The 13,084-nt window shown below is 69.6% G+C and carries 9 protein-coding genes and 1 tRNA gene; 3 read left to right on the top strand and 7 right to left on the bottom strand.

What is annotated here, in order from left to right; translation table 11 throughout:
* Window positions 1-26: 26 nt before the first annotated feature.
* The 3 genes from QOM21_RS21900 to QOM21_RS21910 all read right to left on the bottom strand — a co-directional run bounded on the left by QOM21_RS21900 (window position 27) and on the right by QOM21_RS21910 (window position 4,676).
* The gene (locus QOM21_RS21900; protein ID WP_407552483.1) at window positions 27-1,085 is read right to left on the bottom strand and encodes a nitrous oxide reductase family maturation protein NosD; all 1,059 of its coding nucleotides are present in this window, start codon (window positions 1,083-1,085) and stop codon (window positions 27-29) included.
* A gap of 222 nt (window positions 1,086-1,307) precedes the next feature.
* Complete coding sequence (locus QOM21_RS21905; RefSeq protein WP_407552485.1) at window positions 1,308-3,842, bottom strand: ABC transporter permease; 2,535 nt, start codon at window positions 3,840-3,842, stop codon at window positions 1,308-1,310.
* Window positions 3,843-3,893: 51 nt separating this feature from the next.
* A complete protein-coding gene (locus tag QOM21_RS21910; protein WP_407552487.1) occupies window positions 3,894-4,676 on the bottom strand; it encodes an ABC transporter ATP-binding protein in 783 nt (260 codons plus the stop codon).
* 454 nt (window positions 4,677-5,130) lie between these two features.
* On the opposite strand from QOM21_RS21910, the gene QOM21_RS21915 reads away from it, so the two are divergent.
* Window positions 5,131-5,212 (top strand) — tRNA-Leu (locus tag QOM21_RS21915).
* 105 nt (window positions 5,213-5,317) lie between these two features.
* On the opposite strand, the gene QOM21_RS21920 is transcribed toward QOM21_RS21915, so the two are convergent.
* Both QOM21_RS21920 and QOM21_RS21925 read right to left on the bottom strand, forming a co-directional pair.
* On the bottom strand, window positions 5,318-6,487 hold the full coding sequence (locus QOM21_RS21920) for a glycosyltransferase (protein ID WP_407552488.1): 1,170 nt from the start codon (window positions 6,485-6,487) through the stop codon (window positions 5,318-5,320).
* Window positions 6,487-9,336, bottom strand: coding sequence for a CDP-glycerol glycerophosphotransferase family protein (locus tag QOM21_RS21925; RefSeq protein WP_407552489.1), 2,850 nt, complete (start codon window positions 9,334-9,336; stop codon window positions 6,487-6,489). The genes QOM21_RS21920 and QOM21_RS21925 overlap by 1 nt, the downstream gene beginning before the upstream one ends.
* Window positions 9,337-10,135: 799 nt before the next feature.
* Between QOM21_RS21925 and QOM21_RS21930 the strand changes: the two genes are divergently transcribed.
* Window positions 10,136-11,026 carry a Bax inhibitor-1/YccA family protein gene (locus QOM21_RS21930; RefSeq protein ID WP_407552491.1) on the top strand — a complete coding sequence of 297 codons (891 nt, stop codon included), beginning with the start codon at window positions 10,136-10,138 and terminating at the stop codon, window positions 11,024-11,026.
* 134 nt (window positions 11,027-11,160) lie between these two features.
* Here QOM21_RS21930 and QOM21_RS21935 read toward each other — a convergent pair whose 3' ends face one another.
* Window positions 11,161-11,388 carry a DUF4287 domain-containing protein gene (locus QOM21_RS21935; RefSeq protein WP_393892426.1) on the bottom strand — a complete coding sequence of 76 codons (228 nt, stop codon included), beginning with the start codon at window positions 11,386-11,388 and terminating at the stop codon, window positions 11,161-11,163.
* Between the two features lie 98 nt (window positions 11,389-11,486).
* On the opposite strand from QOM21_RS21935, the gene QOM21_RS21940 reads away from it, so the two are divergent.
* Window positions 11,487-11,846: a hypothetical protein gene (locus QOM21_RS21940; RefSeq protein ID WP_407552493.1), complete on the top strand. Its 360-nt coding sequence runs from the start codon at window positions 11,487-11,489 to the stop codon at window positions 11,844-11,846.
* Between the two features lie 67 nt (window positions 11,847-11,913).
* Here the strand turns inward: QOM21_RS21940 and QOM21_RS21945 are convergent, their stop codons facing one another.
* Window positions 11,914-12,864, bottom strand: a complete 951-nt coding sequence (locus tag QOM21_RS21945; RefSeq protein WP_407552494.1) for a hypothetical protein — start codon at window positions 12,862-12,864, stop codon at window positions 11,914-11,916.
* Between the last annotated feature and the right edge of the window lie 220 nt (window positions 12,865-13,084).

Here is a 13,084-nt window from a genome sequence, read left to right on the forward strand (position 1 = left end):
TTCTCCCGGTGAAGGGGTGACGCCCGTCAGCACAGGTTCGCCGGTTCCGACGAGCGGCACATGTTGCGGATGAAGCGGTTCCCGGTGCCCGTGTCACGGTTGGCCAGGTCGGCCGGCTTGTTGAGGAGCAGCAGGTTGTCGCTGATGACGTTGCGTTCGTTCTGGGTGCCCACGAAGCTGCGGAAGAGGACGATCCCGCCGGACATCGGCGAGGTGCCGACGTTGTTGCGGATGTAGTTCCCCTGCACCAGCGTCTCCTCGGCGCCCGTCAGGACGATGCCGGAGCCCTGGATGAACGGCAGGCGGCTGCTGCCGGGGCAGTGCTTGTTGTTCTCGATCACCTCGTTGCCGCGGACCTTCATCGCTCCCGCCCTGGGGCGCGACTCGTCACCCACGATGAACACGCCGGCGCAGTTGCCGGTGAGTTCGTTGTCGTCGACCGTCAGGTTCCTGACGCGCCGGACGGTGATGCCGATGCGGTTCCCGGTGAGCAGGTTGTCCTCGATCGCCGCGCCGCGGGTGTCGAGGGCCCCGCCCTCCTCGTTGACGGTGTTCGCGAGGAAGATGCCCGCGTCGCCGTTGTCGATGGCCTTGTTGTTCTGGAAAGTGCCGCGGACGGACTTCTCCTGCGCGATGCCCCACTGGCCGTTCTTGCGCGAGGTCACCCCGCGGACGGTCAGCCGGTCGGTTCCGGTGGCCCAGACGCCGTTCTTCTTGAAGCCCGCGACGGTCAGGGAGCGGATGGTGACGTTCTCGACCGGTTCCCCGGCCGTGCCGGTGACGCAGATGCCGTTGCCGCTCTGCGCGCAGGCGCTGTCCGCCCTGTTCCCGTCCGGCACGATCTCGGTCCGCGGGCCTGCCCCGCGGAGCGTCACACCGGAGGTGTCGATCCGGACGCTCTCCCGGTAGGTGCCGGGCGAGACGACGACGGTGTCACCTGCTCGTGCGGAGTCCACAGCCTCCTGGATCGAATCGCCCGCGCGGACGACATGCCGGACCTTCATATCGGTAGGTGGCGCGGCGCCGAGACATGTGGCGGTCACTGTCGCGGCGCTGAGCGCGTACATGATGTGGCGTTTCCTCATGAGGCCGAAGCTATGGGCGATCATCCTGGTTCGCACCATGTGATAACCCAATGCGCGTTTTGCGTGCATCCATCGGCTTCCCGGGCGGGCGACCGGCCGCCCGGCCCGGTTCTCCGCGGAGGCCGGGGCGAACGCCGAGAGCCCCGGTCCCGTGGCCCGCCCCCGCTCGGCGGGGGCGGTGACACACGGGGCTCCGGGGCCCTCGGGCGGTGCGGGCGGCGGCTACTCCGCCTTGATCGCCTCCAGCATGTTGAGCCGCGCCGCGCGGCGGGCCGGCCAGAGGGCGGCCAGCACCCCGACGACCGCGGCCAGGGCGAGGAAGATGCCCATCCGGCCCCACGGCAGCACCAGTTCGTACGTCGCGAGGGAGCTGCCGATCAGCTCACCGGCCGCCCAGCCGAAGAACACGCCGAGGCCGATACCGAGCACCCCGCCGAACAGCGAGATCACCAGCGACTCCAGGCGCACCATCCGCTTGATGCCGCGCCGGTCCAGGCCGATCGCGCGCAGCATGCCGATCTCCTGTGAGCGCTCGAAGACCGACATCGCCAGGGTGTTGATGACCCCGAGCACCGCGACGATCACGGCCATGGCCAGCAGGCCGTAGAGCATGTTCAGCATCAGATTGAAGATCTGGGCGATGCTGTCGGACACGTCCTTCTTGTCCTGGACGGTGATGGCCGGGTTCTTGCCGAGGGCCTCGACCAGCGAGTCCTTCGTCGCGTCGGTGGCGCCGTCCTTCGTCTTGACCATCACCCGCATGTCGGTGATGTGCTTCTGGTGCGGTGCCAGGGTGGCGTTGTCGAGGATGATGCCCCTGATCATCTCGTTGCCCTCGTAGACGCCCGAGACGCTCAGCGTGCCCTTCTTGCCGTCCTCGAAGGTCACCGGGAGGCGGGAGCCGACCCGCCAGCCCTTCTCCTTGGCAGTGGTGGCGTCCACCACGGCCGCGTCGCCGCTCAGCCGCCCGAGGGAGCCGTCGGTGAAGTCGAGCTGGGTGAGCTTGCCGAAGTCCCCGCCGTTGACGCCGGTCAGGTACTCCGTTCCGGTGCCGACGCGGGAGGGGGAGTTGCGCAGCGGGCTGACGGCGGTGACGTCGTCCAGGTCCCCGAGCTTCTTCGCGACCTCGGGGGAGAGCGGCGTCATCCCCGCCATGGAGACGACGTAGTCCGCCTTCAGCGCGGACGTGGCCATCTTGTCGATGCCCTTCTGCACGCTGCCCGCGATCACCGTCAGGCCCGTGATGAGGGTGAGGCCGACCATCAGCGCCGACGCCGTGGCCGCGGTCCTACGCGGATTGCGCACGGCGTTTTGCCGGGCGAGGCTGCCGGAGATGCCGAACGCGCGCAGCACGGGCGCCGCCAGGGCGATCAGCGGGCGGGACAGCAGCGGCGTCAGGACGAACACGCCGATCAGCAGCAGTACCGCTCCTCCGCCCATCACGGCCTTGCCGTCGTCCATGCCGGTGGCGGTCAGCACGCCGGCCGTACCGGCACCCGCGAAGAGCGCGCCGATGGTGTTGCGGGCCACCAGCGACTTGGTGGTGGCGGTGGCGTGCACGCTGTTCATCGCGGCGACCGGCGGGATCTTCGCGGCGCGGCGGCCGGGCAGCCAGGCGGCCAGGACGGTCACGACGACGCCGACGAGCAGCGAGGCCAGGATCGTGGACGGGGAGACGACGAGCGGGCCGTCGGGCACCGTGGCGCCGGTGCCGTTCATCAGGGTGCGCAGCCCCGCGCCGATCCCGATACCGGCCGCGAGGCCCGCGACGGCGGCGATCGCGCCGACGACGAACGCCTCGATCAGCACCGACCGGGTGACCTGGCGGCGGCTGGCGCCGACCGCCCGCATCAGGGCCAGCTCCTTGGTGCGCTGGGCTACGAGCATGGTGAAGGTGTTGGCGATGATGAAGATGCCGACGAACAGGGCGATCCCGGCGAAGGCCAGCAGGCCGGTCTTCATGCCGTCCATGCTCTGGGCGATCTGCTCGGCCTGGTCGTCGGCGAGCTTCTTGCCGGTGGTGGCCTCGACGCCGTCCCGGGGCAGCACCTTGTCGACGGCGGCCTTCAGGGCGCTCTGGGACGTGCCCGGAGCCGCCTGCACATCGATCTCGCTGTACGCGCCGGGCGCGGCGAACAGCTTCTGCGCACTGGCGGTGTCGAACAGCGCCAGGCTGCCGCCGGCCGCCACGGTGCCGTCGTCGGTGGTGAAGATGCCGGTCAGCTTCGCCTCGCGGACGGGGCCGTCGACGGAGATCCGGACGGTGTCGCCGACCCGGTAGCCGGCCCGGTCCGCGGTGTGCGCGTCCAGCGCGATCTGCGCGCCGCCGCGGGGCGCGGCGCCGTCGCGCAGCGGGTAGCGCGCGTCCTTGCCGTCCTTGCCGGGGTAGTAGTTCCCGCCGCGGGTCGAGAAGCCGTCACCGATCAGCTTGCCGTGCTTGTCGGCGACGGCGGTGAACCCGGACACGGTGCCGGTGGCGGAGGCCGCGCCGGGCACGGCGGCGACCTTGTCGAGCAGCTTCTGGTCGAGGTCGGGCGCGCCGCCCGGGGCGCCCGACCGGCTTTCGGAGCCGTGCGGCTGGAGGGCGACGTCGACGTGGTCGAAGCCCTTTTGGGAGCTGCGCTGGAACGCGTCGGAGATGGTCGAGGTGAAGACCAGGGTGCCGGAGACGAAGGCCACGCCGAGCATGACGGCGAGGACGGTCATCAGCAGCCGGGCCTTGTGCGCGAGCACATTGCGCAAGGCGGTACGGAACATGTGTCAGTCAGTCCTGGAGGAGAGGTCCGGAGTGCGGGTGGCTGCCGCTGGTCAGCTCGTACGCCCCTTGGCGTCGAAGCCCTTCATGCGCTCCAGCACCATGTCCGCGGTCGGGTCCGGCATGTCGTCGACGATGCGCCCGTCGGCGAGGAAGACCACGCGGTCCGCGTAGGACGCCGCGACCGGGTCGTGCGTCACCATCACCACGGTCTGGCCCAGTTCGCGCACGGAGTTGCGCAGGAAGCCCAGTACCTCGGCGCCGGAGCGGGAGTCGAGGTTGCCGGTGGGCTCGTCGGCGAAGATGATCTCCGGCCGGGAGGCGAGCGCCCGGGCCACCGCGACGCGCTGCTGCTGGCCGCCGGAGAGCTGGCTGGGGCGGTGCTTGAGGCGGCCCGCCAGACCGACGGTCTCCACGACCCGGTCGAGCCAGGCGCGGTCCGGCTTACGGCCGGCGATGTCCATCGGCAGGGTGATGTTCTCCAGCGCGTTCAGCGTGGGCAGGAGGTTGAACGCCTGGAAGATGAAGCCGATCTTGTCGCGGCGCAGCTGGGTGAGCTTCTTGTCCTTCAGTCCGGTCAGCTCGATGTCGCCGATCCTGGCCGAGCCACCGGATATTCCGTCCAGTCCCGCCATGCAGTGCATCAGCGTCGACTTGCCGGAGCCGGAGGGGCCCATGATCGCGGTGAACTGGGCCTGCCGGAAGTCGACGGAGACGGCGTCCAGGGCGACCACCTGGGTCTCACCCTGTCCGTAGACCTTGGTGAGATCCGTGGCGCGGGCGGCCACCGCGGTGGAACGGGTGGCGGTGGGGACGCCGGAGTGAGTGGTGGTCACGGGAACGAGCTCCTGTCGGGACGACGTACGGGTGACGCGGTGGCGGGGTCCGCCATGCCGCGCGAGGTTCCCTTCCATCGTGAGTGAGGAAAGGGGGCGCGAACGTCAACCCTGGTGCCCGTCCTGCGCCAGCCCTGGGGCGTACCCCGCAATCACCCGGTCATCCCTGGGGAGGAGACGGAACCCTGATGCCGGGCCCCTCGGATGTTCGAGTCCGCGCGGGTGATCACGGCACCCGCCAGACATCGACTTCCGGTCAATTCGGGCACGAATTTCGCCGCACCGTGCAACCCCGAAGCGAGGCTTCAGGCATGTGCCGAAGGCTTGTACCGGTCACTGATGCACCCTCAGTTGCCAATAAAATAAGACAACCTCGGGATGAGCGGCCGATCTCTGCGGTGCGCTGCGGGCTACGCTCGTGCTGCCCTCTTTGAGGTGGCATGGGGGATCCCACGCCCGGATGGTGGAATGCAGACACGGCGAGCTTAAACCTCGCTGGCCTTCGGGCCGTGCCGGTTCAAGTCCGGCTCCGGGCACTGCCGGCGACCGGCTCATCGAGCGGCTGATATATCTGAATTTTCAACGAAAGAGGGGCCGTCGGTCAAGACCGGCGGCCCCTCTCGCTGTGCCGCTTCGGCGCCTCAGTGCTCCAGGAGCGCGAACAGCGCCTCCCAGCGGGCCACGATCTCCTCCGTGGAGAACCGCTGGATGTTCTCGCGGGCGGCTTCGCCCATGCGGTCACGCAGTGCCTTGTCGGACATCAACGTGTCGAGATGGCGGGCGAATTCGGTGACATTGCCCGGCGGGGCGAGGAGGCCGTCCTCGCCGTCCGTGATGATCTCGTGGACGCCGGGGGCCACGTCGAAGGCCACACACGGAACGGCGGTGGCCATCGCCTCCATGGGAGCCAGCGGGAATCCCTCGCCGCGCGAACTGAGCGCGAACACCGCGCTCTCCCGCAGCACTCCGGGCACATCGGCGGTCCGCCCCATCCATTCGACGGAGGTGGCGACGCCCAGCTCGGCGGCCTGCTTGCGCAGCGCCTCCGCTTCCTCGCCGGAGCCGTACAGGCGCAGCGTCCAGTCCGGGTGCTTCGACGCGACCTTCGCCCAGGCCTCCAGGAGCAGGTCCACGCCCTTCTCCTCGTGCAGCCGGCCGATGCTCACCACGCACCGCCGGGAGCGGTCGGAGGGCACCTCGGGGAAGAACGGCAGCGGATTCGGCATGAAGCCGACGTTGTCGAGCCGCTGCCGGATCCAGTGGTCGGCGTCCTCGCGGGTGAGGGCGAGCAGCCGGTCGGTGTCCGCGTAGAACCGCTTCACGCGCTGGAAGCGGGAGGACTTGCGGCACGTCGCGAACGACTCGTGGGTCATGCCGATCACCTGGAGCCCGGCGGTGTCGGCGAGCGCCACCCACTCCATCGCCCACACCTGGGTGACGATCACCACGCCGTCCCGCCGGGCCGCCCGGAACAGCCCGGTGAGCTTGGCGGCCTGTTCGCGCATCCCGGCCTCCCGGGCGGCGCGGCGCCGCTGCTCGACGAGGTTGAGCCTGCCCTTGATGCCGCGCGCGGGCCGCACGCTCGGCGGGTGCTCGTCGTAGAGCGTGGTGGTCCGGTAGGGCAGGTCGTCGGCCAGCTCGTGAACCCGGCCTTCCGGCGGCGGCACCACGCCGACGACGTGCACGCGGTGCCCGCGCTCGCTGAACAGGCGCGCCATCTGGTGCGACCAACTGGTGATACCGCCCAGCTCGTTGACGCTGTTGGAGACGAGGAAGATGTCCCGCGGCGGTGCTGCGTTCGGCTTGGTCATCAACGGCTCCACTGCGCGAAGAACTGGTCGACGATGCTCTGTGCGGCGTTGCCCCGGTCGAATTCCCCGAACTTCTCGACGAATTCCCGGCGGGCCGCCGCGTACTCCAGGGACTGCGTCTCGAAGGACTTCACGGTCTCGTAGAAGTCCTCCTCGGTACGGACCACCGGGCCCGGCGCGTGTTCCAGGAGATCGAAGTAGGTGCCGCGGCCCTCGTGCACGTACTCGTCGTAGTCGTAGGTGAAGAACACCAGCGGGCGGTCGAGCAGCGCGTAGTCGAACATCACCGAGGAATAGTCGGTGATCAGACCGTCGGCCAGCTGCAGCACCGGAGTGATGTCGTGGCGCGCCGACACGTCGATGACGCGGCCCTGCACCGTCGGGGGCAGCACCACGTGATTGAGGTAGTGCGACCGCACCAGGAGGACATAGCGGTCGCCGAACTGGTCGGCGAAACGCTCCACGTCGAAGGGCAGCTCGAAACGGCCGTGCCGGCCGCCCGCCCGGCGGAATGTCGGCGCGTACAGCAGCACCGTCTTGTCCTCGGAGATCCCCAACTCGGCCGCCAGCTCGCCGCGTTCACGACGGCCCAGTTCCGCTTCCCGCTCCCGGGCCCTGACGAGGGCGTCGTTGCGCGGGTAGCCGACCCGCAGCAGCGTCTTCTCCTTGAGCCGGAAGGCCTTGGCCAGGGTGCGCACATCGTGCTCGGAGCGGATCAGGAACCGGTCGAAACGGTCCAGGGAACGCTGCTGTTCCGCCTGCTGCTGCCGCGTCGTGGCCTTCAGGGCCGGCTGGTCGAAGCCCATGTTCTTCAGGGCCGAGCCGTGCCAGGTCTGGATGTAGGTCGTTTCCGGGCGCTTGGTGAGCTTGAGCGGATAGCTCTGGTTGTCCACCCAGAACTCGGCCTGTGCGAGCGCCTTCAAATACGGCAGCGACCACCGCCGCACCAAGGTGGCGTCCTTGGGGAAGTCCTTCGGCGATCCGGTGTAGGACCAGATCGCCTCGAATTCCAGGCCCTGCCGGCGCATTTCCTCGTAGAGGGCGCGGGGGCTGTCGCTGTACTGCTTGCCCAGGTGGCTCTCGAAGACGACCGTGCGCTTCTTGATGGGCAGCCGGCTGAACACCTCGTGATAGGCGCGGAGTTTGTTGTCCCCCGAGACGAGGTTCTTGCGCAGCGCGCGCGCCTTGCGGAAGCCCGTCTTCGCCAGCGTCCCCGGCCTGCCGCGCACCCCGCGGGCGATCAGTTCCTGCACGCGCTCGCCGTTGCGGCTCTCGCTCAGCAGCTGGAACGCGAGGTGGCCCTTGGCGGAGACCTGCGCCTCGATGTGGTCGGCGACCAGGCGCGTCAGCCGCGGCCGGACCGGCAGCGGGCGCCCGGACAGCGCGGTGTCGGCGACGGTCAGCCGGGTCGTGGTGGGCACCCCGTCGATCTCCAGGCGCAGGCGCACGTCCCAGATGGTGTCGACGACGCCCAGCGGACGCAGCCGCGCGGTGAGATCCGCGGCGGCCTCCCAGTGGACGGTGTCGCCGTCGTGGCGCAGCACGTGCACGGGGAAGTGGAAGGACTGCAGGCTGCGTCGGCGGGCGCTGAACTCCAGCTCGCCGGTCAGCCGCGCGCCGGCGGGGATGACGCCGAGCGGATTGGTGATCGAGCCCTCCAGCGACACCGCGCCGCCGTCCTCGGCGAACCGGGTCAGCTGGTTGCGCAGGAACAGCTTGTTGACCGGCTTCTCGTGGTAGCCGAGGTCGGTGACGTCCAGCACACCGCGGCCGAACGGGTCGTCGAAATGACCGCCGCACCAGTAGATGCGGCCGTCGCGCTCGGTGAGCGGCGAGGAGACCTTGTCGCGGTTGATGAGGGTGTCGACCGCGGGAATGAGATTGTCCCAGTCACCCTGTTGCAGCAAGTACGCACAGATGGCCTGGATCGGCTGGACCCGCTCGAATGCCTCCGGCGCGATGCTCGACAGGTATTCCCGGGAGAGTTCGGCGAACTCACGGCGGTAGGACGCGTCCCGGAAGGGCAGATCGCGCAGGTGCAGTACGAGGTCGTGCTTGAGGAATTTGACGTCCTTGGCGAGCTTCAGCTCGCTCAGCCCGCGCTCCGCCAGCAAGGCGTCGATGCGCCGGTGGACCTCCAGCCGGTGGGCGTAGTTGGTCATCTCGTGCCGGCGGTTGGTCACCGACTTCACGGCGGCCCGCTCGTACACGTGCCAGAAGTAGACCTGGTTGGGGATCAGCGTGATCCGACGCGCCGCGAGGTAGGCGTCGGCGATGAACATCAGGTCTTCGTAGAACATCCCCTTGGGGAACCGGAGATTGTTCTCGACAAGGAAATCCCGGCGATAGCACTTGTTTGTGGACAAAGTGTCCCAAACGAAGAGGTCCGGCAATTCCTCCACGGACTCCAGCGTGCGCGTGGTGCCGTACAGCCACGCATACCATTCGTCGCGCTTCTGGTTTCGGGTGTCCTTGTGCAGCCGGACGCACAGACCGGAGACAATATCCGATCCGCTTTCCTCGGCGGCCTCCAGCATATTGCGGCACGCATTGATTTCCAGGACATCGTCACTGTCCAGGAACATGACGTACTTACCCGTGGTGTGCTGAATTCCCACATTGCGGGGCTCGCCCCCGGCACCGCTGTTCTCCGGCAGCTGGAAGGCTCTTACCCGTCCCTTGTGAACGGCGGCGAGATGCTGCGCCACTTCGAAGGAGCGATCGGTGCTGCAATCGTCGACGATCACCACCTCGACGTCCCGGAGCGTTTGATCCAGTACGGACTGGACAGCGGTCGGCAACCGGTCGGCGTCGTTGTAGACGATCACGACTACTGAGACGTCAGGCACAGGCACCTCAACCCTCTTATCGCTACTGTTTCCCGCCAGAATAGACCCATCTGCACCCTTGACCGGCGGACCGCTCGCACCTGCACGACTACCGAAGGTCACCGGCGGGGCGGGCCCGGCCGGGTGCCTCCACCGGCCCGGCGGCGGGCTTTCGGGAATCGCCGCAGATCCACCCGCCGGGCAGGTTCCGGCTACCAGGGAAGACGGGCGCCGCCGCGAAACGGTTGCCTGCCGGGCAACGGCGAAACGACCGGCCCGCGGAAGGGCACGCACGGTCCTGATCCGTATGGGGGTTCTGGTGCGGGGACGGCGCGGGCTCCGAAACGGCTCCGCCGCGGGCCCGCCGTGGCGGTGACGCGAGCCCCGAGCCGCGTTCGGATTCGGGTGCGTCCGCCGCTTTCTCCATTCACCCCGAGAGAGGCGGGGGCTTCTTGCCGACGGGGTATTTATCGACCCGCCGAGTGGAAATTGGCGGTGTTTCCCTAAACCGGGGAGCCGGGCGCCCGGTCCCGCAGACCCGCCGGGCGGCGTGAGCCCCCGCCCTCCGGGTAGGAGCCGTCCGGAGGCGCCTCGCCCGCGGCCGTCCGGGTGGCGGTGGCACGGGCGGCCCCTGGAGTACGGACGGCGCCTGCCCCGTGTGCGGGCCGTCGGGCACCTCCGGGGCCTCTCGTACGTACTCCATGTAGCGGACGCGTCGCCCGAAGTTCAGGAGAAGATCCTGCTCAAGAACTAGGGACGCGTCTTTGCCAAGCCATTACGCTTGCGTCAAGGCCGCGCAGGGCGGCCATGGAGGAGTGAGATGAGGAGCAGCAACCCGGTCTTCTCGCGTCGGGGATTCAGCCGCGACACCGGCTACGCGGGCTTCAACGCGCCGCCGCAGGCCGGGGGCCCCGCAGCGAATCCGTACGCCGGCGCGAACCCTTACGCGCAGGGCGGCAATCCCTACGCGCAGGCCACCGCCCCCTACCCGCAGGCCACGGACCAGCAGGACGCCACCCAGGCGCCGCCGCAGTACACGCCGCAGACGCGCCCGATGACGATGGACGATGTCGTCGCGCGCACGGGCATGACGCTCGGCACGGTGATCGCGGGCGCGACCGTCGGCTGGCTCTTCCTGACCGAGAACCTCGGCTTCGCGCTCGGCGCCGGTCTCGTCGCGATGGTGCTGGCACTCGTCCAGTCCTTCAAGCGCAAGCCGTCGCCCGCGCTGATCCTGGCGTACGCGGCGCTGGAGGGCCTCTTCCTCGGTGCGCTCAGCGGCTACATCAACGCCATTCCGAAGCTGAGCGGCGCCCCGATGCAGGCGGTGCTGGGCACGATGGCGGTGTTCGTCGCCATGCTGATCGCGTACAAGACGCGGATCATCAGGGTCAACGCCCGCTTCACCCGCTTCGTGATGATCGCCGCCATCGGCTTCGTGCTGCTGTCGATGGTCAACCTGATGTTCATGGTGTTCGGCGGGGGTGACGGCCTCGGCTTCCGCAGCGGCGGCCTCGGCATCCTCTTCGGCGTCGTGGGCGTGGTGCTCGGCGCGCTGTTCCTGGCGCTGGACTTCAAGCAGGTCGAGGACGGCGTCGCCTACGGCGCTCCGCGCGAGGAGTCCTGGCTGGCGGCGTTCGGTCTGACGCTGACGCTGGTGTGGATCTACATGGAGATGCTGCGCCTGATCTCCATCCTGCGCGGCGACTGACGGCGACCGCGCCGGCCGGTCCGGCGCCGTCGGCACACCGCACGACAGGCACGGCCGACAGAACGGACAGAAGGGCCCGCGGGCAACTGCCCGCGGGCCCTTCTGTGTCGGGATGACCGTCCCGTCAGGGCGTATCAACGCTTGCGGGCGGCACGCCTGAGGTCGTGTTCGTGGACGATCGCCTTGGCGTGTCCGTAGGCGAGGTTGTGCTCGCCACGGAGCCAGCTGACCTTTTCGTCGAAGCGGAAGAGAGATGGGCCTTCGTCAACGGTGCGAAGCCAGTCGGAGATTTCCCGGCCGGTGCAGGATGGGATGCGGGAGAGCATGTTCCGGTGGGTCTCTTCGGAGAAGAGCTGAGACATCGGCGCCTCCGGACGCGGTCGATGCTGGTTCTTCAGCCCACCGTGCCTGAGCGTTCGGGCGTTGGCAACCACCCAGGAGGGGCACATAGGCTCACCGCGTGCTTGACGTGATGCCTTTGCAGACTGCCGTGGACGCCCTCGCCGACCGGCTCAGGTCGCTGCCGCAGAGCGCCCTTGCCCGTGGTGCCGCCGCCGAAGGACTGGCCCTCGCCAGGGAGTTGGCCCGGCGCGCGCAGCGGATCGAGTGCCCGGAGCGGGAGCCCCACGAGCTGCCGGACGCCGGGATGTTCGCGGCCGGCGACCAACTCGCCGTGGCCGGCCATGATCTGGTCGAGGCGCTGCGGGCGGCGGCGGCCGGCCCCGCGGGCGAGGCGACGGCCCAGGGCGTGGAAAAGGCCCCCGCCGAAGAGCTGGCGGAGGCCGTGCGACTGGTCGGTGAGACCGCGGGACGCTGCTAGGGGAACTGCCGGGGGGACGCGGGAGCGGGCGCGGCGGACCGTGGCGGCCCGCCGTCTGCTCGTCCGGTCAGAGCGAGGCGATGACGCGGTCGGCCAGGATGTAGACGCTCTCCTGGTCGTCCTCGCCCCAGGCGAAGGTCAGGGCGTACGCACCTGAGATGCCGGAGCCGCCCAGCAGCACCGGGGCCTGGCCCTCGCGCAGCGCACCGGCGATGCTCTCCGCGGTCTCGCGGTGCCCGGGGGTCAGGCAGAGCGTGGTGCCGTCGGTGAAGACGTAGACATCGAGGGTGCCCAGCGGGCCGGGGCGCACGTCCGCGAGCGGCGTGCCCTGGTCGGCCAGCTCCTCCAGGCGCGCGACGGTGCGCTCGTGGTCGCCGATGACCGGCGCCGGGGAGAAGTCCGGGTGCGAGGGGTGGCGCCGGCGTGCGGCGGCCAGCTCGGCGGACTCGGGCTCCTCGACCGGCTCGAACTCCACGTCGAGCGCATCCAGAGCCTCCACGGACTCCAGGGCGTTCATCGGCTCCAGGGCGTCCGGGCCCAGCAGCGGCTCCAGGCCGGCCAGGTCCGCCTGACGCGGCAGGAACGGCTGGTTGTCGAGCCGGTCCAGCTCAAGGCGCTCGGGGTGGCCCGCACGGGCGTCCAGGCCCTCCTCGCCGAGGCCGGCCTGCCCGCCCAGCATGGACGTGGCGTCCGTGGCGTCCCTGGCCTCCTGAGCCGCCCAGAACGCACGGGCCTCGGCCAGCTCGCGCTCCCGCTCCTCGGCCAGCGCGTCCGCGACCGCGGCACGTATATCGGCCAGTGGGGTCTCGGCGGCGGGGGTGGCGCGGGCGGCCGGGATGGACGCGGCGGCCAGGGCCTCCGCGTCGCTGCCCTCGGCGGCGTCCGTGCGGGCGGCGACGAGCTCGGCGTGCAGTTCGGCGATCTGGCGGCGCAGGCCGCGCGCCGTGTGCAGGGCTGCGGCGCCCAGCGCTACGGCGACGGCCGCTGCCGTCGGCATGACGAGGGTGGTGACGCTCATGCGTCCTCTCCACTTCGCTCGGCGGCCCCGACTGCGCGGGGCGCGCACCTGTTCATGGACTTCCCCTGGCCGCCATTGGCCGGAGGGACCCCCGTGATGCGCTCGCTCATTGGCGTACTCCCGATAGCAGAATGTCCCCCGACTTCCTACATCAGCCTGCCGGTGGTCGGCGACCGTTCCCAGTGCACTATGTCCCGAAATGGACGGGGCTAAGGCCCTC

Source organism: Streptomyces sp. Pv4-95 (genome assembly GCF_045782725.1).
In the GTDB taxonomy this organism is placed as follows: Bacteria; Actinomycetota; Actinomycetes; order Streptomycetales; family Streptomycetaceae; genus Streptomyces.

Excerpts from the sequence above, each read along its gene's own strand:
- QOM21_RS21900 (WP_407552483.1), bottom strand. The coding sequence starts at position 1,085 with ATGAGGAAACGCCACATCATGTACGCGCTCAGCGCCGCGACAGTGACC.
- QOM21_RS21905 (WP_407552485.1), bottom strand. The coding sequence starts at position 3,842 with ATGTTCCGTACCGCCTTGCGCAATGTGCTCGCGCACAAGGCCCGGCTG.
- QOM21_RS21920 (WP_407552488.1), bottom strand. The coding sequence starts at position 6,487 with ATGACCAAGCCGAACGCAGCACCGCCGCGGGACATCTTCCTCGTCTCC.
- QOM21_RS21930 (WP_407552491.1), top strand. The coding sequence starts at position 10,136 with ATGAGGAGCAGCAACCCGGTCTTCTCGCGTCGGGGATTCAGCCGCGAC.
- QOM21_RS21935 (WP_393892426.1), bottom strand. The coding sequence starts at position 11,388 with ATGTCTCAGCTCTTCTCCGAAGAGACCCACCGGAACATGCTCTCCCGC.
- QOM21_RS21945 (WP_407552494.1), bottom strand. The coding sequence starts at position 12,864 with ATGAGCGTCACCACCCTCGTCATGCCGACGGCAGCGGCCGTCGCCGTA.